The organism is Nostoc sp. C057, from assembly GCF_013393925.1.
Classification (GTDB): domain Bacteria; phylum Cyanobacteriota; class Cyanobacteriia; order Cyanobacteriales; family Nostocaceae; genus Nostoc; species Nostoc muscorum_A.
The window spans coordinates 2205385-2232103 of the sequence record NZ_CP040281.1 but is presented as its reverse complement, the minus strand read 5'-3'; the positions used below and the strand labels follow the sequence as shown (position 1 = coordinate 2232103).

At 43.3% G+C, this 26719-nt stretch carries 2 protein-coding genes; both read left to right on the top strand.

What is annotated here, in order from left to right; all coding sequences use genetic code 11:
- Positions 1–604 precede the first annotated feature (604 nt).
- Complete coding sequence (locus FD724_RS09935; RefSeq protein WP_179072498.1) at positions 605–11866, top strand: non-ribosomal peptide synthetase; 11262 nt, start codon at positions 605–607, stop codon at positions 11864–11866.
- Entirely contained in the window at positions 11863–26298 is a 14436-nt protein-coding gene (locus FD724_RS40310; RefSeq protein ID WP_218651512.1) for a non-ribosomal peptide synthetase, read from the top strand. Before FD724_RS09935 ends, FD724_RS40310 begins: the two co-directional genes overlap by 4 nt.
- Positions 26299–26719 lie beyond the last annotated feature (421 nt).

Here is a 26719-nt window from a genome sequence, read left to right as displayed (position 1 = left end):
ATAAGCATTATAGCCATAAAGAAAGTAGCAAATTGTCCTAGTGTAATTATTGGGTTTTTTGGAGAAAAATAGGCTTTTTATCACAAATCGGTAAACATGCTTGTGAAGGTATTATTTAGCCCAACTTTTCTACTAACTAACCCATTTATTAATCTGCTGTAAGCACCTTGGTGTCGAGAGTTGACAGCAGTTAATAAGTTTTCAGCAATGTTTCATATTCTATAACGCAGTATAAACCAATTTACATTTTATTTTTTGTTTTTACCCCAATTTACCAAGCGGATATCTCTTAACTGTCTTAACTGTCTTAACTGTCCGCTTAACTGTCTTAATTGGTATTGTATTTTGTTGACTAAGGTGAGATAATTCATAAGTTCAATTAAAAAGTACAGCTTTAAATAAACAAACTCCGCTTATTTAAAAGTCAACTTTTATTGAAAACTAGTAAAATATATCATTTGAAAAGCAAATTTTTGATACTTATTACTATCAGAAAGTCTAGTTAATATTAACTTTACTCTTAGCTAAGACTGTAAAAATTCAAGATAGCTTTAGAGGAAAATATTAATTTATTAAAATTAGTATCGATTATTAGAGTAGAATCATGAATTTAATAAAGCTTCTAGAAAATCTTTCAGCAAAGAATGTTGAACTTTGGGTTGATGGAGACAAACTGCGCTATCGCTCGCCTGAAAACTCCCTAACCCCTGAGTTATTGCGCGAAATTCAGCAATCTGAACCAGAAATTATCCAAATTTTATCCCAGAGTACCGCTCAGGCTGCAACTTATCCCCTCTCTCACGGTCAAAAGTCACTCTGGTTTTTATATCAATTAGCACCCAACAGTACTGCTTACAATGTCACGTATGCAGCAAAATTAGTTATAAGTTTAGATATTCTTGCCCTAAAGCAGGCAGCACAAGCTCTAGTTGAAAGGCATCCACTTTTGAGGACTACCTTTACAACCATTGACGGCGAACCTGTGCAAACAGTTCACGAAAATCAGCAAGTTGACTTTAGCATCCAAGAAGCTTCCGATCTTGGACAAGATGATGTAAACAACTGGCTTTCAGAAAAGAGCGATCGCCCTTTCAACTTAGAACAAGGGCCGATATTGCGGTTTGATTTATTAATTAACCATATTAAAACTGATAAATTAGCAACAAAAGAACATATTCTCTTAATCGCGCTACATCAGATAGTGGGAGATTTCTGTTCTTTAGAAATCATAATTGGCGAACTGAGAGCTTTGTATAAAGCGATGTCTACGACGGGCTACGCCTACGCCACAGGTGAAACAGCCCAACTATCAACACAAAATTATCAATATCAAGATTACGTCAAATGCTCAGAGCAAATGCTCGCTAGTTCACATGGAGAAAGTTTGTGGGCTTACTGGCAGCAACAACTATCTGGTGAGTTGCCATTACTAAATTTGCCAACAGATCGACCAAGACCTCAGACCAAAACCTACAATGGTGCTTCCCGCTTTTTTACTGTTGAGAAAGAACTGCGGCAAAAGCTCACAGAATTGGCGACGAGAGAAAGTGCCTCTCTATATATCCTTTTATTAACAGCATTACAAATACTATTACGACGTTATACCAATCAAGAAGATATTTTAATTGGCTCTCCAATGGTGAATCGGAGCCGTTCAGAGTTTGAAAATATTGTGGGTTATTTTACTAATCCTGTGGTCTTGCGAGGAGACATTTCAGGAAAACCGACTTTTAAAGAGTTGCTAGAGCGATCGCACTCTTGTGTATTAGATGCCCAAGACCATCAAGATTATCCCTTTCCCCTGCTGGTAGAGCAATTGCAACCTATCCGCAACCCCAGTTTTTCGCCACTCTATCAGGTAGCCTTCGTCTGCGATCGCTCTTACCAGAATATAGACATTAATGATGGTTTGATTTTGGAATCATTGATTTCAGAGTCTAAAGGGGCTGCCTTTGATTTAACCTTAACTATTCTTGAGGGCACAGACTCACTCAAAGGTACGTGGAATTATAACACCGACTTATTTGATGACAGTGCGATCGCGCGGATGATGGGGCATTTTGTAACTTTGCTCGAAGCAATTGTGGCAAATCCACAGCAACGAATTGACCAATTACCAATGCTCACACAATTTGAGGAACGGCAGTTATTAGTTGAGTGGAATGATACTCAAGTAGACTATGCCTTCGATAAATGTATTCATCAGTTGTTTGAGGAGCAAGTAGAGCGTACACCTGATGCTGTGGCGGTGGTGTTTGAGAATCAACAATTGACGTACCGCGAATTAAACAGCCGTGCTAACCAATTGGCGTATTACTTGCAGTCTTTGGGTGTGAAACCCGACGTGCTGGTGGGGATTTGTGTAGAGCGCTCCTTAGATATGGTGGTGGGACTACTTGGCATTCTCAAGGCGGGTGGAGCTTACGTACCACTTGACCCAGAATATCCCAAAGACCGTCTGAACTTCATGCTTGCAGATGCTCAAGTTCCAGTATTAATAAGTCAACAGCGACTCCTGGATCGACTACCTGAGTATCAGGCAAAACTGATTTGTTTAGATGAAGTCTGGTCAGAAATTCTGCAAAACAAACAGAACAACCTGATTGAGGTAGTAAAGAGTAGCAATCTAGCGAATGTGATTTACACATCCGGCTCCACAGGCAAACCCAAAGGGGTAATGGTTGAGCATAGTGGATTGTGCAATCTTGCTCAAGCTCAAATTCAGGTTTTCGGCTTGTCTGGTGATAGTCGAGTTCTCCAGTTTGCCTCCTTCAGTTTTGATGCTTGCATATCAGAAATCCTGATGGCTTTGGGATCTAGGGCAAGACTTTACTTAGGAACAAAAGACTCGATAATGCCGGGTATGCCTTTAATTGAGCGATTAAAGAATGATGGCATTACCCATGTTACCCTACCACCATCAGCCTTAGCAGTCCTGCCAGTAGAAGAACTGCCAACATTGCAAGCGATCGTTGTTGCCGGAGAAGCCTGTCCTCTGGAACTGATGCGACAATGGTCAAAAGGCAGAAACTTCTTCAACGCCTACGGCCCGACAGAAGCGAGTGTTTGTGCAACAGTGGCCAAATGCACTCCAGAGGACGAAAAAATTACCATTGGTCGTCCAATTGCCAATACAGAAATCTACATTTTAGATTCACAATTACAACCAGTACCAATTGGTGTACCAGGAGAACTGCACATTGGTGGTGCGGGAGTGGCGCGAGGTTATCTCAATCGCCCAGAATTAACACAAGAAAAATTCATCCCCAACCCCTTTAGTAGAAGCAGGGGAGCAGGGGAGCAGGGGAGCAGGGGGAGAGAACGTCTCTACAAAACTGGGGATTTAGCTCGTTATCTGCCAGATGGCAATATCGAATACTTGGGTCGTATCGACAACCAAGTAAAAATCCGGGGATTTCGCATTGAGTTGGGAGAAATCGAAGCAGTACTAAGCCAACATCCTCATGTGCAAGCATCATGTGTCATAGCCCGTGAAGATACTCCTGATGACAAGCGCCTAGTAGCCTATATCGTACTGCAACCAGAGCAGACAGCCACAGTTAAAGAACTGCGTAGCTTCCTCAAAGAAAAGCTACCAGAATACATGGTACCAAGTGCGATCGCCATCTTAGAATCTTTACCCCTAACCCCCAACGGCAAAATAGATCGTCGCGCTTTACCAGAGCCAAGTAGTGAATTATCAGAGAAATATGTAGCTCCGCGCACCCCTATCGAAGAAATCCTCGCAGTAATTTGGCAACAAATTCTGAAATTAGAGCTTGTAGGCAGACATGACAACTTCTTTGAACTAGGGGGACATTCCCTACTAGCAACGCAATTCATCTCCCGTGTGCGTAGCAGATTAAAAGTAGAAATATCATTGCGTGAGTTATTTGCTGCACCAACAATTGCCGAGTTAGCACCATCAATTCAGCAGTTACAGCAGCAAAATATAGAACTGTCAGCACCACCCATCTTAAGGCGGGTAGAGAATATAGAAATACCACTGTCATTTGCTCAACAACGTTTATGGTTTTTAAACCAGTTAGAGTCGAACAGTGCCTTATACAATATCTCCATTGGTTTGCGTCTAGTAGGAACTCTTAATGTTGCCGCCTTAGAACAAAGTTTAAAAGAACTTATCGATCGCCATGAAGTCTTACGCACCAATTTTGTTACTGTTGATGGAAAGCCAACACAAATAATTCAAACTCAAACAAATTGGACAGTTGCAGTTGTTGACTTGCAGCATTTACCGACACTTGTACTGAGCGAAGCCGTTGGCGAAGCCTCTGCCTCAGCAGAAGTAACAGAACAACAAACTGCTGCACAGAAATTACTAGAACAAAAAGCAATTGAGCCTTTTGACTTAGCTCATGATGCCTTAATTAGAGCAACATTAGTGGTGCTGTCTCCAAAAGAACAGTGCTTATTAGTGAGTATGCACCACGTTGTCTGTGATGGCTGGTCAATAGGTGTGTTTGTCCAGGAGTTACAAGCACTGTACAATGCTTATTCAATCGGTCAAGAGTCACCCCTGTTGCCACTACCAATTCAGTACGCAGATTTTGCAATTTGGCAAAGACAATGGTTGCAAGGGAAGGTTCTACAGAACCATTTGAGTTACTGGGAAAAACAATTGGCAAATGCACCCACATTCTTGCCACTACCCACAGATAGACCTAGACCTGCTGTGCAGACTTTCAATGGCTCATATCATGTGTTTACTCTGTCTGTTGAGTTAACTCAACGGTTGTTGGAGCTAAGTCAACAGCAAGGTTGTACTCTGTTCATGACTTTGTTGGCGGCATATAATACCCTGCTTTATCGCTACACCGGACAAGAAGATATTTTGGTGGGGACACCAATTGCCAACCGCGATCGCACCGAGCTAGAACGACTCATTGGCTTTTTTGTCAATACTTTAGTAATGCGGACTGATTTAGCAGGGAACCCCAGTTTTAACGAATTACTCTCACGTATCCGGGAAATGGCATTAGGAGCATACGCTCATCAAGATTTGCCCTTTGAGATGTTGGTGGAAGCATTGGAACCAGAACGGGATCTCAGCTATACACCATTGTTCCAAGTGATGTTCGTTCTCCTGAACGCTCCCATGTCTGAAATAGAGTTGACTGAGTTAAGTGTCAGTGGCTTGCCAATAGGAATCACCACGTCAAAGTTTGATTTAACTTTATCAATGGAAAATACTCCCAATGGACTCTTTGGGTGGTGGGAATACAACACTGACTTGTTTGATAGCAGCACTATCGAACGGATGACTGGTCATTTTCTGACACTACTTGAAGCGATCGTGGCAAATCCCAACGAGCGGATTTCCCAATTGCCAATGCTCACACCATCTGAGCAGCAACAGTTATTAGTGGAGTGGAATGATACAAGCGTAGATTATCCCCACGATAAATGTATCCATCAGTTGTTTGAAGAGCAAGTAGAGCGTACACCCAATGCCGTCGCAGTGGTGTTTGAGAATCAACAATTGACGTACCACGAATTAAATTGTCGTGCTAACCAGTTGGCGCATTATTTGCGGTCTTTGGGTGTGGGAGCCGACGTACTGGTGGGGATATGTGTGGAGCGTTCTTTAGAGATGCTGGTGGGATTACTTGGGATTCTCAAGGCAGGTGGCGCTTACGTACCACTTGACCCAGAGTATCCCCAAGGCCGTCTGAGCTTTATCTTAGAAGATGCTCAAGTTTCCGTGCTGCTAACCCAACAGCATTTAGTTGATAAATTACCTGAATGTCAGGCGCAGCTTGTAAGCTTAGATACTAACTGGCAGTTTATTTCTCAGTTACCTCAAGGAAATCCCATCACTAATGTCCAAGCTAGTAACTTAGCTTATGTGATTTATACTTCCGGTTCTACAGGCCAGCCCAAAGGTGTGCAAATTTCACATACGGCTGTGAGCAATTTCCTATCTGCTATGCAGCAGCGCCCAGGAATAACAAAACAAGATACACTGCTTGCGGTCACTACTATTTCCTTTGATATTGCTGCCTTAGAAATTTTTCTGCCTATAACTGTAGGTGCATGTCTAGTCATAGCCCGTCGTGACGCGACCCTTGATGGAAGAGAGTTATGTGATTTGCTAGTTAAGTCTAAGGCAACAATTATGCAAGCAACTCCAGCTACTTGGAGATTGCTTTTAGACTCCAACTACCAATTTAGCGATCTAAAAATACTTTGCGGGGGTGAAGCTTTACCTTGGGATCTAGTTAGTAAATTGCTTGCTAGGAGCGCTTCTTTGTGGAACCTTTATGGGCCAACAGAGGCTACTATTTGGTCATCAATATGTCAACTCGAATCCAGTGAGAGCTTGATTTCTATTGGTCGCCCAATTTCTAATACCCAGATATATATACTAGACCAAAACTTACAACCAGTACCTGTAGGTGTACCAGGAGAACTGCACATTGGTGGTGCAGGATTAGCAAGAGGCTACTTGAACCGACCAGAGTTAACACAAGAAAAATTTATCCCCAACCCCTTCAGTGGAAGCAGGGGAGCAGAGGAGCAGGGGAGCAGGGGGGCAGAAGTTCTTCCCAATTCCCAGTCCCCAATCCCCAGTCCCCGACTTTACAAAACTGGGGACTTGGCTCGTTATTTACCAGATGGAAATATAGAATACCTGGGACGTATCGATAACCAAGTAAAAATCCGGGGATTCCGCATTGAGTTGGGAGAAATAGAAGTAGCACTAAGCCAACATCCCCATGTTCAAGTATCTTATGTCATAGCTCGTGAAGATACTCCTGGTGACAAGCGCTTAGTTGCCTACATCGTACCTCAACCACAAGTAACACTCACAATTAGCGAACTACGTAGCAACCTCAAGGAAAAGTTACCAGACTACATGGTTCCTTCGGCAATAGTTATCCTGGAGTCTTTACCCCTAACCCCCAATGGCAAAATAGACCGTCGCGCTTTACCAGCACCAGAGCCAAGTAGTGAATTATTAGAGAAATATGTCGCCCCACGCAACCCCATCGAAGAAATACTGTCACTGATTTGGCAACAAGTCCTAAAAGTAGACCTTGTAGGCAGACATGATAACTTCTTTGAGCTAGGGGGACACTCACTATTAGCAACGCAACTTATTTCCCGTGTGCGTAGCAGCTTGAAAGTAGAACTGCCATTGCGATCGCTATTTGCTGCACCAACGATCGCTGAACTATCGCATAACATTCAACAGTTGCAGCAACAAGACTTAGAACTTGCCGCACCACCCATTTTAAAGCGGGCAGAGAATGCAGAAACACCACTATCTTATGCTCAACAGCGTTTATGGTTTTTAGACCAGTTTGAGCCGAACAGTGCCTCATACAACATCCCCTTCGGGTTGCGCTTAGTCGGAACTCTTAATGTTGCCGCGCTACAACAAAGCTTAATTGAAATTATTCATCGCCACGAAGCATTACGTACTAACTTTATTACTGTTGATGGACAAGCTGCTCAAATCATTCAAACACAACCAAATTGGTCAGTTGCAGTTGTTGACTTAAAGCATTTACCTTTAACAGAACAAAAAACTGCTGCACAGAAATTAGTCCAAGAACAAGCGTTTCTTCCTTTTGACTTAGCTCATGATGCATTAATCAAAGCGACATTAATGGTGCTGTCTTCTACAGAGCAGTGGTTATTAGTGTGTATGCACCACGTTGTCTCTGATGGCTGGTCAATAGGTGTGTTTGTCCAGGAGTTACAAGTACTGTACAACGCTTATTCTCAAGGTGAATCATCACGCTTGTTGCCACTACCAATTCAGTACACAGATTTTGCAATTTGGCAAAGACAATGGTTGCAAGGGGAGGTTCTACAAAACCAATTAAGTTACTGGAAACAACAATTGGCAAATGCACCTACGTTCTTGCCATTACCCACAGATAGACCTAGACCTGCGGTACAGACTTTCAATGGCGCATATCTTGAGTTTGCTTTGTCGAGTGAACTAACTCAACGGTTGTTGCAGTTAAGTCAACAGCAAGGGGTGACTTTGTTTATGACTTTGTTAGCGGCATATAATACTCTGCTTTATCGCTACACAGGACAAACAGATATTTTGGTGGGGACACCAATTGCTAACCGCGATCGCACCGAGATAGAAGGGTTAATTGGCTTTTTTGTCAATACTTTGGTGATGCGGACTGATTTATCTAAAAATCCTAGTTTTAACGAATTACTCCCACGTATCCGGGAAATGGCATTATCCGCCTATGCACATCAAGATTTGCCTTTTGAAATGTTGGTGGAAGCATTGCAGCCAGAACGGGATCTCAGCTATACACCACTATTTCAGGTAATGTTCGTTCTCAATAATGCGCCCACATCTGAAATAGAGTTGAGTGAGTTAACTGTCAGTGACTTGCCTATAGAAAGTGCGATCGCCAAGTTTGATTTAACTTTATCAATGGAAAACACTAGCACTGGGCTAGTGGGAGGGTGGGAATACAACATTGATTTGTTTGATAGCAACACAATTGAACGGATAACTGGTCATTTTGTGACATTGCTAGAAGCTATTGTTGCTAATCCTCAAGAGCGGATTTCTCAATTATCAATGCTCACTGCATCTGAGCAACAACAATTATTAGTTGAGTGGAATGATACAAGCGTAGATTATCCCCAAGATAAATGTATTCATCAGTTGTTTGAAGAACAGGTGGAACGCACCCCCGATGCTGTAGCGGTAGTGTTTGAGAATCAACAATTGACGTATCACGAGTTGAATTGTCGTGCTAACCAGTTAGCGCATTACTTGCAGTCTTTGGGAGTGTCCGCCGATGTGCTGGTAGGGATATGTGTGGAGCGTTCTTTAGAGATGGTGGTGGGATTACTTGGTATTCTCAAGGCGGGTGGGGCTTACGTACCACTTGATCCAGAGTATCCCCAAGACCGTCTGAGTTTTATGCTCGCAGATGCTCAAGTTTCGGTGCTACTTACCCAACAGCATCTAGTTGAGAAATTACCTGAACATCAAGCGCGTGTAGTCCACTTAGATAAAGACTGGGTTGCGATCGCTAAGTCTAGCCAAGAGAATCCAATTGCCCAGGTGCAAGCTAGTAATATAGCCTATGTTATTTTTACTTCTGGCTCTACTGGTCAACCGAAGGGGGTAATACTATCTCACAGTAACCTTTGCAACCATACGTTCTGGATGCAAACAACATTCCCCCTGACTGAAAAAGACAAAGTACTGCAAAAAACTCCTTTTGGCTTTGATGCCTCAGTTTGGGAATTCTACGCTCCATTGTTAGCAGGTGGACAGTTGTTAATAGCTGAACCCGGAGGTCATACTGACAGTGCTTATCTCTTAAAGTTAATTGCCCAGCAGCAGGTAACTACTATTCAACTTGTTCCATCTTTACTGCAAATGCTTTTAGAGCAGGGAGGAATCGAAACTTGTCACTCCCTCAAACACGTCTTCTGTGGCGGTGAAGTCTTACCCATTACTCTGCAAGAAAGCTTGTTAAGTAAACTAGATGTAAATTTACACAATCTCTACGGCCCAACAGAGGCGTGTATTGATGCAACTTTCTGGAATTGTCAGCGTGAGATTTATCCACAACTTATCCCTATTGGTCGTCCAATTTCCAACACCCAGATATATATACTCGACCAAAACTTACAACCAGTACCTGTGGGTGTACCAGGAGAACTGCATATTGGTGGTGCAGGATTAGCAAAAGGATACCTCAACCGTCCAGAGTTAACGCAAGAAAAATTTATCCCCAACCTCTTCCAAGGAAGCAGGGGAGCAGGGGAGCAGGGGAGCAGGGGGAGAGAACGGTTGTATAAAACAGGGGACTTAGCACGTTATCTACCAGATGGAAATATCGAATACCTGGGTCGCATCGATAACCAAGTAAAAATCCGGGGTTTCCGCATCGAGTTGGGAGAAATCGAAGCAGCACTAAGCCAACATCAAAATGTGCAAACATCTGTGGTCATTGTCCGCGAAGACATTCCTGGAAATAAGCGTCTAGTCGGTTACATAGTACCGCAGCCACAGATAACACCCACAGTTAGCCAATTGCGTAGCTTCCTCAAAGAAAAGCTACCAGAATATATGGTACCAAGTGCGATCGTCATTATAGAATCCCTACCGCTTACTCCCAACGGCAAAATAGACCGTCGCGCCTTACCAGAACCAGAAGCACGCACAGGAATAGAAAGCAGCCTAGTAGCACCGCGTACCCCCATTGAAGAAAAATTAACCCGAATTTGGGAGCAAGTATTAAGAGTAGAGCAAATAGGCATACACGATAACTTTTTTGAACTAGGAGGAGATTCCATCCTCAGTATTCAAATCATCAGCAGAGCAAAAGTTGCCGGAATAGAACTGACAATCAAACAACTATTTGCCAATCAAACCATCGCCCAATTAGCCACAGTCGCAGGTACAACAAAAGCACTTGCAATTGAACAAGGATTAGTCACAGGGACATTACCCCTAACACCAATTCAACACTGGTTTTTCGAGCAGAAATTACCAGAGAAACACCACTTTAATCAATCATTTCTCCTCACAGTACCATCAGACCTCAACCTAGAAATATTAGAGCAAGTATGGCAGCAACTACTAAAACATCACGATGCTCTTAGGCTAAGATTCACTCGAACAGACACAATATGGCAGCAGATTCATGCTGCGCCAACTGATAATATTACTATCCCCCGTTTTGACTTATCCACAGTTCCAGAAACTGAGATAGAAACTGTCATTGAAACCACAGCCAATAAATTACAGGCGAGTTTAAATCTTTCAGAAAATCTCGTACAAATAGCATTTTTCTGGTTGGGTATTGACAAAAAAGCGCGATTACTGATAATTATTCACCACCTCGTAGTAGACGGTGTTTCTTGGCGGATATTATTAGAAGATTTGCAGACAGCTTACCAGCAACTCAGTCAAGGCAAAACCATTCAGCTACCTGCAAAAACTACATCCTTCAAAGATTGGGCGCAACAACTGACAGAATATGCACAATCAGAAGTCTTGAAATCAGAACTAGATTATTGGTTGAGTCCATCTTACGATGCAGTTGATTCCATCCCAGTAGACTATGCACAAGGAATAAACACTACTGCATCTGCTAGGACAGTATCAGTATCATTAAACGAAACCGAAACACTTTCCCTCCTGCAAGATGTTCCGAAAGCTTATAAAACGCAAATAAACGATATCTTGTTAACTGCCTTAGTACTGGTGTTAAGCGAATGGACTAACTCTGAGTCAGTGTTATTCAACTTAGAAGGTCATGGGCGGGAGGAGATCATTGATGGTGTAGACTTATCACGCACCGTTGGTTGGTTTACAACGATTTTCCCAGTTGTTGTGGAACTGGGAACTATAGATGATCTTGGTACTGCGTTAAAATCCGTCAAGGAACAATTACGTGCAATTCCTAATAAAGGCATTGGCTATGGCTTATTGCGTTATCTAAATATTGATTCAGAAATTAGCACCCAATTAGAAAAAATTCCCCAGGCAGAAATTAGCTTCAATTATTTGGGACAATTTGCTCAAGTTGTGAATACATCTTCTCTAATGCAAATAGCTAATGAACCTAGCGGAAATAGCCAGAGTTTACAAGGTCAGCGCCATTGTTTGCTAGACATTAATGCCATCGTTATCAACGAACAACTGCAAATAGATTGGACATACAGCAGCAATATACATCAGCTCGAAACGATTGAGAATGTTGCTCAAGAATTTGTCGAAACTTTGCAAGAGTTAATTGCTCATTGTTTATTAACAGAAAATGCAGGTTATACGCCTACAGATTTCCCATTAATTCAACTTAACCAACTAGAAATAGATCAGATATTACAAAATTTATGAAATTAGAACTTAGCAAAACTAATCGCCAAAATATTGAAGATATTTATCCCTTATCTCCCATGCAAGAGGGGATGCTGTTTGAAAGTTTATATGCTCCAGACTCAGGCGTATATTTTGAGCAGATAACTTGCATTTTGACGGGAAACCTAGATGTAAAAACTTTCGAGAAAGCTTGGCAGCAAGTCGTCGCTCGGCATCCCGTCTTCCGCACAGCGTTTCTATGGGAGTCTTTGAGCCAGCCAGTTCAAGTGGTGTATCGACAGGTAAATGTGACAGTCGAAACTTATGACTGGCGGGAGGTATCTACACAAGAGCAGCAACAGCAATTAGAAACTTTTCTGGATTCGGAGCGACAACAGGGTTTCCAAGTGTCGCAAGCGCCATTGATGCGTCTACATCTAATCCAGTTGGATGGGAATACTTATCAGTTTGTTTGGTGTCATCATCATTTATTACTTGATGGCTGGTCGTCACCTTTGGTTTTCCAAGACCTGTTGGAGTTTTATCAAGCTATTTCTAAAGGTAAAAGTTTATCTAACATTGGAACTGTCAGCTACCGCAACTATATTGCTTGGTTACAGCAGCAGAATCGAGATTTAGCTAAAGAATTTTGGCGACAAAAACTCCAAGGTTTTACTACACCAACTCCTTTGACTGTGGATAAACCATTGTCAATGCGGGAGAAGCATTCGGGCTATAGCGAACAACAAATTGACTTAACTGTGCCAGCGACAGCAGCAGTGGTGTCTTTTGTCAGACAGCATCAATTGACGATGAGTAATTTGGTGCAGGCGACTTGGGGATTGTTGCTGTCTCGCTACAGTCAAGAAACAGATGTGGTTTTTGGTGCAACTGTATCTGGTCGTCCGCCTGAACTTGTTGGTGTAGAGTCGATAGTGGGGTTATTTATCAATACTCTGCCAGTGCGGGTGCAAATCTCTGAGCAGACTGAATTGCTCGGTTTGTTAAAGGATTTACAGGCGCAACAGATTGAATCTGAGCAATTTTCCTATAGCTCATTGGCAGAGATTCAGGGGCTAAGTGATGTTCCCAAAGGTACGTCTTTGTTTGAGAGTATTGTTGTTTTTGAGAATTATCCTATTGATACTGCTGTTCTACAAGGCAATAGCAATTTTTCCCTCTCGAATTTTAGGTGGATTGAACAAACAAATTATCCTCTGGCGGTTTTAGTTTCCCCTGGTGAGCAATTATCGCTGAGGGTGATGTACGATGCTAGTCGATTTGAAGATGGAACGATTAGCCGGATGCTGGGTCATTTTGTAACAATGCTTGAGGCGATGTCTGACGACAAGCCGCTTTGCGTCTACGCTACTAATCCTCAGCAACGAATTTCCCAGTTGCCAATGCTAACAGAATCTGAGCAGCAACAGCTATTAGTTGACTGGAATGATACCCAATCTAATTATCCCCAGGATAAATCTATTCATCAGTTGTTTGAGGAGCAGGTGGAGCTTACACCCGATGCTGTAGCAGTGGTGTACGAGAATCAACATCTCACATACCGCGAATTGAACAGCCGTGCTAACCAATTGGCGCACTACTTGAAGTCTTTGGGTGTGAAAGCTGATGCGTTGGTGGGGATATGTGTGGAGCGTTCTTTAGAAATGGTCGTGGGACTATTGGGGATTCTCAAGGCGGGTGGTGCTTATGTGCCACTTAACCCAGAATATCCTCAAGAGCGATTGACCTTCATGCTCGAAGATACTCAGTTATCAGTCATATTGACTCAAGAAAAACTAGTTAATAAACTAGGCGAACGCCTCCGGCGCGGCTTTGCCGAACGCAACGCTAGTGTAATTTGCTTAGACTCAAACTGGGATATCATCAATCAACAAACACAAAATAACCCAACTACCAGCGTCACAGCTGATAACTTAGCTTATGTAATGTACACCTCCGGTTCTACAGGTCAACCCAAAGGTGTGAGCATTATCCATCGAAGTGTAGTTCGACTGGTCAAAGAAACCAACTATATCAACATTTCTGCTGATGACGTAATTGCCCAAGCCTCAAATCACGCCTTCGATGCTGCTACCTTTGAAATTTGGGGAGCGTTACTGAACGGAGCGCGGTTGGTAGGGGTGAGCAAAGATTTGGCACTTTCGCCCAAAGATTTTGCGGACTTTATGCGATCGCAAAGTATCAGTGTATTATTCTTGACGACTGCTTTGTTCAATCAAATTGCTCAAGAAGTCCCCTCTGCTTTCAATTCACTACGGCATCTTCTATTTGGCGGCGAGGCTGTCGATCCTAAATGGGTTAAAGAAGTACTCAACAATGGTGCGCCGCAGCGACTACTCCATGTTTATGGGCCAACAGAGAATACAACATTTAGTTCCTGGTACTTGGTACAGGATGTGCCAGAAGGCGCGACAACTATTCCCATCGGGCAACCAATTTCTAACACACAAATCTATTTGTTAGATTCCCAACTACAACCAGTGGGTATTGGTGTACCGGGAGAATTATACATTGGTGGAGATGGTCTAGCTAGGGAATACCTTAACCGCACCGAGTTAACACAAGAAAAATTCATCCAAAACCCCTTCGGTGGAAGCAGGGGAGCAGGGGAGCAGGGGAGCAGGGGAGCAGGGGAGCAGTCTTTCCCCTCTGCCTCTTCTGAGCGCCTCTACAAAACCGGAGATAAAGCACGTTATTTAAGCGATGGAAATATTGAATACTTAGGACGCATCGACGACCAAGTAAAAATACGTGGTTTACGGATTGAGTTGGGCGAAATTGAAGCAGTCCTGAGCCAACACAGCGATGTGCAGGGAGCTTGTGTGATTGTGCGCGAAGATACCCCTGGAGATAAACGTTTAGTCGCCTACATCGTAACGCATCAAGACTGTCAACCTACGATGGGTGAAATACGTCAATTCCTCAAAGCAAAGTTACCAGATTACATGATACCTTCGGCAATAGTAATCTTGGAATCTTTTCCCTTGACTCCCAACGGCAAAGTAGACCGCCGCGCCCTGCCAAAACCAGACTTAGACACCGCACTTCTAGAAAAATATGTCGCCCCGCGTACACCCGTTGAGGAAATGCTTGCACTCCTCTGGGCGCAAGTTTTGAAAGTAGAGCAAGTGGGTATTTACGATAATTTCTTTGAACTTGGGGGACACTCACTCTTAGCAACGCAACTGGTTTCACGCATCCGCACTAGCTTCAAAATAGAACTACCATTACGTGAGTTATTTGCTGCATCAACAATTACGGAATTAGCGCCATTCATTCAGCAGTTACAGCAACAGGACTTAGAAATTGCTGCACCACCCATTTTAAGGCGAGCAGAGAATGCAAACTTACCACTGTCTTATGCTCAACAGCGTTTGTGGTTTTTAGACCAGTTCGAGCCGAACAGTGCTTCATACAACATCCCCTTCGGGTTGCGCTTAGTCGGAACTCTTAATGTTGACGCGCTACAACAAAGTTTAATTGAAATTATTGATCGCCACGAAGCATTACGTACTAACTTTATTACTGTTGATGGACAAGCTGCTCAAATCATTCACAATTGGAGGGAACAAGGAACAGGGAACAGGGAACAGGAAAATATACCTTGGACACTATCAGTTGTTGAGTTAAAGCATTTACCTTTAACTGAACAAAAAACTGCTGCACAGAAATTAGTCCAACAACAAGCACTTCTTCCTTTCGACTTAGAGTCAGAAGCATTAATCAGAGCAACATTACTGATGCTGTCTAATACAGAACAGTGGTTAGTATTGTGTATGCACCACGTTGTATCTGATGGCTGGTCAATAGGTGTGTTTGCCCTGGAGTTACAAGCACTGTACAATGCTTATTCTCAGAGTCAACCGTCACCCCTGCTACCACTAACAATTCAGTACGCAGATTTCGCCTTATGGCAAAGACAATGGTTGCAGGGGGAAGTACTCAACAGCCAATTGAGTTACTGGAAACAACAATTGGCAAATGCACCCACATTCTTGCCACTACCCACAGACAGACCCAGACCTGCTGTGCAAACTTTTAATGGTGCATATCAAGAATTTACTCTGTCTGGTGAACTAACTCAACGATTGGTGCAGTTAAGTCAAAAGCAAGGGGTGACTTTGTTTATGACTTTGTTGGCGGCTTATAATACCCTGCTTTATCGCTACACAGGACAAGAAGATATATTGGTGGGTTCGCCAATTGCTAACCGCGATCGCACCGAAATTGAAGGGTTAATTGGCTTTTTTGTCAATACCTTAGTCATGCGGACTGAGATATCAGGCGATCGCAGTTTTAACGAATTACTCCCACGTATCCGGGAAATGGCATTATCCGCTTATGCTCATCAGGATTTGCCCTTTGAAATGCTAGTGGAAGCATTGCAACCAGAACGGGACTTGAGCCATACACCACTGTTTCAAGTGATGTTTGTTCTTAATAATGCGCCCACATCTGAAGTAGAGTTGACTGGGTTAAGTGTCAGTGAATTGTCAATAGAAAGTGCGATCGCTAAGTTTGACCTTACCTTAGGAATGCAAAACACTAACAATGGACTCGTCGGGTGGTGGGAGTACAACACTGACTTATTTGATAGCAGCACCATTGAGCGCATGACTGGTCATTTTGTGACACTGCTGGAAAGTATTGTCGCCAATCCCCAAGAGCGGATTTCTCAATTACCAATGCTCACAGCATCTGAGCAACAACAATTATTAGTGGAGTGGAATGATACTCAAGTAGATTATCCCCAAGATAAATGTATTCATCATTTGTTTGAAGAACAAGTAGAGCGTACACCCGATGCAGTCGCGGTGGTGTTTGAAAATCAACAATTGACGTATCACGAATTAAATTGTCGTGCTAACCAGTTGGCGCACTACTTACGTTCTTTGGGAGTGTCCGCAGATGTGCTAGTGGGGATATGTGTAGAGCGCTCTTTGGAGATGGTGGTGGGATTGTTGGGCATTCTCAAAGCTGGTGGGGCTTACTTACCGCTTGACCCAGAGTATCCCCAAGACCGTTTGAGTTTTATGCTCGAAGACGCTCAAGTTTCAGTATTACTGAGTCAGCAGCAATTAGTTGAGAAATTACCAGAACATCAGGCGCGTGTTGTTTGCTTAGATACCGACTGGCAAATCATTCCTCAGTCGAATCAGCAAAATTCAATCACTGGTGTGCAAGCTAGTAACTTGGCTTATGTAATTTACACTTCGGGTTCTACCGGAAAGCCTAAAGGAGCGATAAATACGCATCTAGGGATTTGCAATCGCCTCCTGTGGATGCAGCAAGCATATCAATTAACAGAAATAGACTGCGTTTTACAGAAAACTCCTTTCAGTTTTGATGTCTCCGTTTGGGAGTTTTTCTGGCCATTATTGACTGGAGCGCGTTTAGTTGTAGCTAAACCAGGTGGACATAAAGATAGTGGTTACTTGGTCAACCTAATACTAGAACAGCAAGTTACTACACTGCATTTTGTTCCTTCGATGCTCCAGATTTTTCTAGAAGAACAAGGTTTAAAAGATTGCAGTAGCTTGAAGCAAGTTATTTGTAGTGGCGAAGCACTGCCAAAAGAACTTCAGGAACGCTTTTTTGCTTGTTTAGGGTGTCAATTGCATAATCTCTACGGGCCGACAGAAGCGGCAATTGATGTCACCTTCTGGGAATGTCAACCAGAGAGCAATTTGAAGACCGTGCCTATTGGTCGCCCAATTTCCAATACGCAAATTTACATACTCGATCAAAACTTACAACCAGTACCTGTGGGTGTTCCAGGAGAGTTACACATAGGTGGTGCAGGATTAGCAAGAGGCTACCTCAACCGCCCAGAGTTAACACAAGAGAAATTCATCCCCAACCCTTTCAGTGGAAGCAGGGGAGCAGAGGAGCAGAGGAGCAGAGGGGTAAGGGAGCGGAGGAGAAAAATAGTGCAATCTCCAGTTGCCAGTCCTCGCCTGTATAAAACCGGAGATTTGGCTCGTTATCTACCAGATGGCAATATCGAATACTTGGGTCGTATCGACAATCAAGTAAAAATCCGTGGATTTCGTATCGAATTGGGAGAAATCGAGGCAGCACTAAGTCAACATAAAGATGTGCAAACATCTGTAGTCATCGTCCGCGAAGACATTCCTGGTGATAAGCGCCTAGTCTCGTACATCGTACTGCAACCAGAGCAGACAACCACAGTTAAAGAACTGCGTAGCTTCCTCAAAGAAAAGCTACCAGAATATATGGTACCAAGTGCGATCGCCATCTTAGAATCTTTACCCCTAACCTCCAACGGCAAAATAGACCGTCGCGCTTTACCAGCACCAGAGCCAAGTGGTACATTATCAGATAAATATGTAGCTCCACGCACGCCCCTAGAAGAAATCCTGGCACTTATTTGGCAAGAAGTCCTAAAAATAGAGCTTGTAGGCAGATATGATAACTTTTTTACCTTGGGAGGACACTCCCTATTAGCAACGCAACTCGTCTCTCGTATCCGTAGCAGCTTGAAAGTAGAACTGCCATTACGTTCGTTATTTGCTGCACCAACAATTGCAGAGTTAGCACAATTAATTCAGCAATTACAGCAACAAGACTTAGAACTTGCCGCACCACCCATCTTAAGGCGGACAAACAATGCAGAACTACCATTGTCTTATGCTCAACAGCGTTTGTGGTTTTTAGACCAGTTCGAGCCGGACAGTCCCTTCTACAACATCCCAATTGGGTTGCGCTTTGTCGGAAGTGTGAATATTGCCGCGCTACAACAAAGCTTAATTGAAATTATTCATCGCCACGAAGCATTACGCACTAATTTTGTTTCCGTTGATGGAAAACCAACTCAAATCATTCAAATAGAACCAAATTGGTCACTGACAGTTGTTGAATTGCAGCATTTAGCCTTAACAGAACAAGAAAAAGCTGCACAGAAATTAGTCCAACAACAAGCAATTGAGCCTTTTGACTTAGCTCATGATGCATTAATCAGAGCCACATTAGTGGTGTTGTCTCCTACAGAACAGTGGTTATCAGTGTCTATCCATCACGTTGTTAGTGATGGCTGGTCAATAGGTGTATTTATCGAGGAGTTACAAGCACTGTACAATGCTTATTCTCAAGGTCAACCGTCACCCTTATTACCACTGCCAATTCAGTACGCAGATTTCGCCTTATGGCAAAGACAATGGTTAGTCGGGGAACTACTCAACAGCCAATTGAGTTACTGGAAAGAACAATTGGCAAATGCACCCACCTTCTTGCCACTACCCACAGACAGACCCAGACCTGCTGTGCAGACTTTCAATGGTGCATATCTTGAGTTTGCTCTATCTGTTGAGTTAACTCAACAACTAACCAAACTGAGTCAACAGCAAGGGGTGACTTTGTTTATGACTTTGTTGGCAGCATATAATACCCTGCTTTATCGCTACACGGGACAAGAAGATATATTGGTGGGTTCGCCAATTGCTAACCGCGATCGCTCCGAAATAGAAGGGTTAATAGGCTTTTTTGTCAATACCTTAGTCATGCGGACAGAGATATCAGGCGATCGCAGTTTTAGCGAATTATTGACTCGCGTCCGTGACATGGCAATGGAGGCATACGCTCATCAGAACTTACCTTTTGAAATGCTGGTAGAAGCATTACAGGCAGAACGGAATCTTAGCCATACACCACTGTTTCAGGTAATGTTTGTCCTCCAAAATGCGCCCACTGCATCTGGATTAGACCTAACTGGGCTAAATGTCAGTCCATTGCCAGTAAAACTGACAACTTCCAGGTTTGATTTAACCTTAATCATGCAGAACAGTCCTACTGGGCTGATAGGATTGTGGGAGTACAGCACTGACTTGTTTGACGCTAGTACTATCGATCGCATGACAAGTCATTTTGTCACCTTGCTTGAAGGCATTGTTGCTAATCCTCAACAGCAAATCTCACAATTGCCTCTGCTGAGTGAAGTTGAGCAACAAAAATTACTTTTTGAGTGGAACGATACTCAAGTTGATTATCCCCTTGATCAGTGCATTCATCAGTTGTTTGAGGAACAGGTAAAACTGACACCCAATGCAGTGGCAGTGGAGTTTAAAGAGCAACAACTTACTTACAACCAATTAAACGATCGCGCTAACCAGTTGGCGCACTACTTGCAGTCTTTGGGTGTAAAACCAGATACCTTAGTTGGTCTGTGTGTAGAACGTTCTTTGGAGATGGTCATTGGACTGTTGGGAATTCTCAAAGCAGGGGGAGCGTATGTACCACTTGATCCAGAGTATCCAACTGAGCGTTTGAGCTTTATTTTAGAGGATACTCAAGTTAAAGTCTTGCTCACCCAGCGATCGCTTCTTGACCGACTGCCCCAGTGTGAAAAAGCAGGGGGGCAGGGAGCAGGGAGCAGGGGAGAAAGTCCATCTACAAGGGATAGGGCTTCAACCAAAGGGAAAGAGGAGGTTTTGAGTCTTCCTGCTTCTTATCAAACACAGCTTGTTTGCCTAGATACTGACGCTGAATTAATTTCTCAGTGCAGCCAGGATAATCTCATCACTGGCGTACAAGCTAATAACTTAGGTTACATAATTTACACTTCTGGTTCTACAGGTCAACCAAAGGGTATAGCCATGAATCAGCTTGCCCTTTGCAATATGATTTTGTGGCATCCAGACAATCTGAAAATTGCTCGTGGAGCAAAAACCCTACAATTTGCTTCGATTAACTTTGATGTCTCCTTCCAAGAAATCTTCACTACTTGGTGTTCTGGCGGTACATTGTTCTTAATAACTAAGGAATTACGCCACGATACCTCAAATTTGTTAAGAGTAATCCAAGAAAAAGCAATTCAAAGAATGTTTCTCCCCGTTGTGGGATTACAACAACTAGCAGAATTCGCTGTTGGTAGTGAGTTAGTAAATACTCATTTGCGGGAAATCATTACTGCTGGGGAACAGTTGCAGATTACTCCTGCCATTTCCAAGTGGCTGAGTCAGCTAAGTAACTGTACTCTGCACAATCATTACGGGCCATCCGAGAGCCATGTAGCCACCAGTTTTACTTTGCCTAATTTAGTAGACACTTGGCCGCTACTACCTCCAATTGGGCGACCCATTTCTAATACTCAAATCTACATCCTAGATAAATATTTACAGCCTGTACCCATTGGTGTACCAGGGGAAGTGTACATTGCTGGTGTGCTTTTAGCCAGAGGCTACTTGAACCGCCCAGAGTTAACACAAGAAAAATTCATCCCAAATCCCTTCGGTGGAAGCAGGGGAACAGGGGAGCAGAGGAGCAGGGTAGCAGAGGAGCAGTCTTTCCCCTCTGCCCCCTATCCCCTCTGCCCCTCTGCCTCTTCTGAGCGCCTTTACAAAACTGGGGATTTAGCACGTTATCTGCCAGATGGCAATATCGAATACTTGGGACGCATTGACAATCAGGTGAAAATTCGCGGTTTCCGCATCGAGTTGGGCGAAATTGAAGCAGTACTGAGCCAACATACTAATGTACAAGCTTCTTGTGCGGTTGTGCGAGAAGATACCCCAGGTGATAAACGCTTAGTCGCTTACATTGTGCCACAGCCAGAGCAGAGAGTCTCTGTAAACGTTGTGCGTAGCTTCCTGAAGGAGAAGTTACCAGAGTATATGCTGCCAAGTGCAATAGTTATCTTGGAAGCTTTACCAATTACCTCCAACGGAAAATTAGACCGTCGCGCTTTACCTGCACCTGATTTACACAGTCAATTATCAGACCAGTATATTGCTCCACGTAACCCAATTGAAGAAATTTTGTCACTAATTTGGGCGCAAGTGCTGAAATTAGAGCTTGTAGGCATACATGATAACTTCTTTGAACTTGGAGGACATTCGCTACTAGCAACGCAACTGGTTTCCCGCATCCGCACCAACTTGAAAGTAGAACTGCCATTACGTGAGTTATTTGCTGCACCAACAATTTCTCAATTGTCCCAAAACATTCAACAGTTGCAGCAACAAGACTTAGAAGTTGTTGCACCACCCATATTAAAGCGGGTAGAGAATGCAGAACTACCACTGTCTTATGCTCAACAGCGTTTGTGGTTTTTAGACAAGTTAAACCCGAACAGTGCCTCATACAACATCCCCGTTGGTTTGCGCTTAGTCGGAACTATTAATGTTGTTGCCTTAGAACAAAGCTTAATTGAAATTATTCATCGCCACGAAGCATTACGTACTAACTTTGTTGCCGTTGATGGAAAGCTTTCACAAATTGTTCAAACTCAAACGAATTGGACAGTTGCAGTTGTTGACTTACAGCATTTACCCGTAACAGAACAAGAAATCGCTGCACAGCAATTAGTTCAACAACAAGCAATTCAGCCTTTTGACTTAGCAAATGAAGCATTAATCAGAGCGACATTCATGATACTGTCCAAGACAGAACAGTGGTTATTAGTGTGTATGCACCACGTTGTCTCTGATGGCTGGTCAATAGGTGTGTTTGTCCAGGAGTTACAAGCACTATACAATGCTTATTCTGAAGGTCAACCGTCACCTTTAACACCACTGCCGATTCAGTATGCAGATTTTGCCTTATGGCAAAGACAATGGTTGCAAGGAGAAGTACTGAAGAGCCAATTGAGTTACTGGGAACAACAATTGGCAAATGCACCCACGTTCTTGCCATTACCCACAGATAGACCTAGACCTGCTGTGCAGACTTTCAATGGCGCATATCTTGAGTTTGCCTTGTCTGGTGAACTAACTCAACAACTGACCAAACTGAGTCAACAGCAAGGGGTAACTTTGTTTATGACCTTGTTAGCGGCATATAATACCCTGCTTTATCGCTACACAGGACAAACAGATATTTTGGTGGGGACACCAATTGCTAACCGCGATCGCACCGAGATAGAAGGGTTAATTGGCTTTTTTGTCAATACTTTAGTGATGCGGACTGATTTATCTCTTAATCCTAGTTTTAACGAATTACTCCCACGTATCCGAGAAATGGCACTGTCCGCCTACGCACATCAAGATTTGCCCTTTGAAATGTTGGTGGAAACTCTGCAACCAGAAAGAGACATGAGTCATACACCACTATTTCAGGTGATGTTTGGTCTCCAGAATGCTCCCATGTCTGAAATAGAGTTGACTGGGTTAACTGTCAGTTCCTTGCCAATAGAAAGTTCCACGGCAAAGATTGATCTAACTTTATCAATGGAAAACACTAGCACTGGACTAGTGGGAGGGTGGGAATACAACACTGACTTGTTTGATAGCAGCACTATCGAACGGATGACGGGTCATTTTGTGACATTGCTAGAAGGTATTGTTGCTAATCCCAGCGATCGCATTTCACAATTGCCAATGTTAACAGCATCTGAGCAACAGCAGTTATTAGTTGAGTGGAATGATACAAGCGTAGATTATCCCCAAGATAAATGTATTCATCAGTTGTTTGAAGAACAGGTGGAACGTACACCCGATGCCGTGGCGGTGGTATTTGAGAATCAACAACTGACTTACCACCAGTTGAATTGTCGTGCTAACCAGTTGGCGCATTACTTGCGCTCATTGGGTGTCAAACCAGATGCGCTGGTGGGTATTTGTGTAGAACGTTCTTTAGATATAGTGGTAGGACTATTGGGGATTTTCAAGGCTGGTGGAGCTTATGTAGCACTTGATCCAGACTATCCTCAAGAGCGCTTGCGCTTCATGTTAGAAGATGCTCAAGTTTCGGTACTGCTGACTCAACAACGACTTATTCACAGACTTCCTGAGCATCAAGCAAAACTTGTCTGCTTAGATGAAGCCTGGGAAGAAATTGCCCAAAACAATCAAGATAACCTCAGCAGTGGAGTCAAAGCTTCTCATCTAGCTTATGTGATTTACACTTCAGGATCTACAGGTAGACCTAAAGGTGTCATGGTTGAGCATAGGGGACTATGCAACTTAACTCACGCTCACATTCAAACTTTTGGCTTAGACTCTGATAGTCGCGTTCTCCAGTTTGCCTCCTTCAGTTTTGATGCTTCTATCTGGGAAGTTGTATTGGCTCTGGGGTCAGGTGCAACGCTGTACCTGGGAACAAAAGACTCTCTATTGCCAGGGAAGCCATTAATTGAGCAATTACGCAATAATTGCATTACCAATATCACGCTACCACCATCGGCTTTAGCAGTTATGCCTATGGAGGAACTTCCGGCACTGCAAACAATAATTGTAGGTGGAGAAGCTTGTTCTGCTGAACTAATCAGACAATGGTCTGCTGGCAGAAACTTCTTCAACGGTTACGGGCCAACAGAAGCTACTGTCTGTGCCACGATTGCAAAATGCACTGAAGATGACGAGAAAATATCTATTGGTAAGGCGATCGCCAATACACAAGTCTACATTTTAGACGAAAATTTGCAACTAGTGCCTGTGGGTGTGCCAGGAGAATTGCACATCGGTGGTGCAGGATTAGCACGCGGTTATCTCAACCGACCAGAATTAACACAAGAAAAATTCATCCCTAACCCCTTTGCTGGGAGCAGGGGAGCAGGGGAGCAGGGGAGCAGGGGAGCAGGGGAGCAGGGGAGCAAGGGAGCAGAAATTCTTCCCAATTCCCAGTCCCCAGTCCTCAGTCCCCGACTTTACAAAACTGGTGACTTAGCCCGTTATTTACCAGATGGAAACATAGAATACCTGGGACGCATTGACAATCAAATAAAAATCCGAGGTTTCCGAATTGAGGTAGGGGAAATTGAGGCAATACTGAGTCAGCATCCTGGAGTTAGGGAAAATGTGGTAGTAGCCAGAGAAGATATCCCAGGAGAGAAACGCTTAGTAGTTTATTTTGTGCCGCAGTTGGAGCAAACACCAACTACCGATGACTTACGCATTTTCTTGAAAGAAAAATTACCACAGTACATGGTGCCTTCTGCTTTTGTCAGGTTAGAGTTTTTACCTTTAACTCCCAATGGCAAGGTAGACCGCAAAGCCTTACCTATTCCTGATTCCCATAATACCCAGTTGGCAGTGAGCTTTGTGGCACCACGCACCCCTGTAGAGAAGGTCTTGGCAGATATTTGGGCTAATGTACTGCATTTGGAACAGGTGGGTGTTTTAGATAATTTCTTTGAGTTAGGAGGTCATTCACTCTCCACAATTCGAGTGATGTCTCAGGTAAATGAGACTTTCCAGATTAACTTACCGTTGCGCCACTTATTTGCTGCCCCAACTATCGCTGAACTAGCTCAAACCATTGAATCTACTTGTGAAACTGATTCTACTGTCAGTACCAATGAAATTACTCCCTTAAACTTACAGGCTGAAGTCGTCCTTGATGAGACAATCAAGCCTTTTAACCTAGTTTATCAACCTGTAAGTGAACCAAAGGCTATTCTGCTCACGGGTGCAACAGGCTTTATTGGTGCTTTCTTGCTGGCGGAATTATTACAACAAACTCAAGCAGATATTTATTGTTTGGTGCGTGCTGCTAACTTGAGCGCAGGTAAACAACGCCTCCAAGAAACCCTGAAAGCTTATTTACTTTGGGAAGAATCTTTTAACTCGCGGATTATTCCAGTATTAGGAGATTTATTTCAACCGCTTCTGGGTCTTGGTGATGAGCAGTTTCACTTCATGGCGAGGAAAATTGACTTAATTTACCATAATGGCGCTTTGGTAAATCATGTTTATCCATACGCTTTGTTGAAAGCAGCAAATGTTGGTGGAACTGAGGAAGTCTTGAGATTAGCTAGTCAAATCAAAATCAAACCTGTGCATTTCATTTCTACTGTTAGCGTTTTCGCCTCAGATGAGTATTTCAAATTAGACGTTGTTCAAGAAAATGATCCTCTGGAACACAGTCAAGGACTTGTTGGAGGCTATACCCAAAGTAAATGGGTGGCAGAAAAGATTGTCATGATGGCACGCGATCGCGGTTTGCCTTGCAGTATCTACAGGCTTGGTAGAATAACATGGCACAGTCAAACCGGCGTTTGGAATTCAAATGATATGTTTTACAGATTCATCAAAAGCTGCATTCAAATAAAAAGTGCGCCAGAGATGAACAGCACGGTAGAAATTACACCTGTAGACTATCTCACCAAAGCTTTAATCCACCTGTCACAGCAGCCAGAATCTTTGGGCAAAGCCTTTCATCTAATTAATTCCGATTCTGCTCCTTGGAGTCAATTTATTAACTGCATCCGCTCTTTGGGCTACCCACTGCAACAGCTTCCCTATGAGGATTGGCAAGCTGAACTACTTCGCAATACCCAAATTTCTGCTGATAACGCTTTGTATTCAGCTATATCGCTGGCTGAAGACAATACATCTTCAGAGTCCAATGCAACATCTAGCTTAAAATTTGATTGCCAAAATACCCTCAATGGACTTGCAGATACCGCCATTCGCTGGCCGAAAGTAGACGATAAATTACTCCAAGCTTTCTTTGCCAACTTTAGCAATTGGACTTTGGACAAAAAAAGTAATTGAGGTTTTTTGCATAAATGTGGCTTTGAACATAAGCCTGTTAGAGTCGATAGCGGTATTGGGGTAAGCTTTGAGCGTCACTGCTCTCCCCTTCCTTAACCCTGTTTTGTCACTCTAGGCAGAGGAAAATTAATATTGAACTGGTGAGGTTATAATTAACCTGAGTTCAAGCCTTTCCTTCTCTATCAGTGGGAGCGCCGATTGCATCACCCATCCTTGAGGTGCAGCAAGATGGAGCAAGCATCGCACGGTAAAACGAAAGAGCATTTTCTACACTCGAAAAGTAAATTGGTTTATTGCGATCGCAACTTTCTCACGCCATCCATTCAGTCCATTACGGCGCATCTGACACCAATTGAGCAAATTTGTCAGGGCTTGCATCCTTGAATTCCAGCATCACACCGCAATGTTCATCAATCGTTAG

What these genes read in the sequence shown, in the direction of transcription:
- FD724_RS09935 (WP_179072498.1), top strand. Translation starts at nt 605, where the DNA reads ATGAATTTAATAAAGCTTCTAGAAAATCTTTCAGCAAAGAATGTTGAA.
- FD724_RS40310 (WP_218651512.1), top strand. Translation starts at nt 11,863, where the DNA reads ATGAAATTAGAACTTAGCAAAACTAATCGCCAAAATATTGAAGATATT.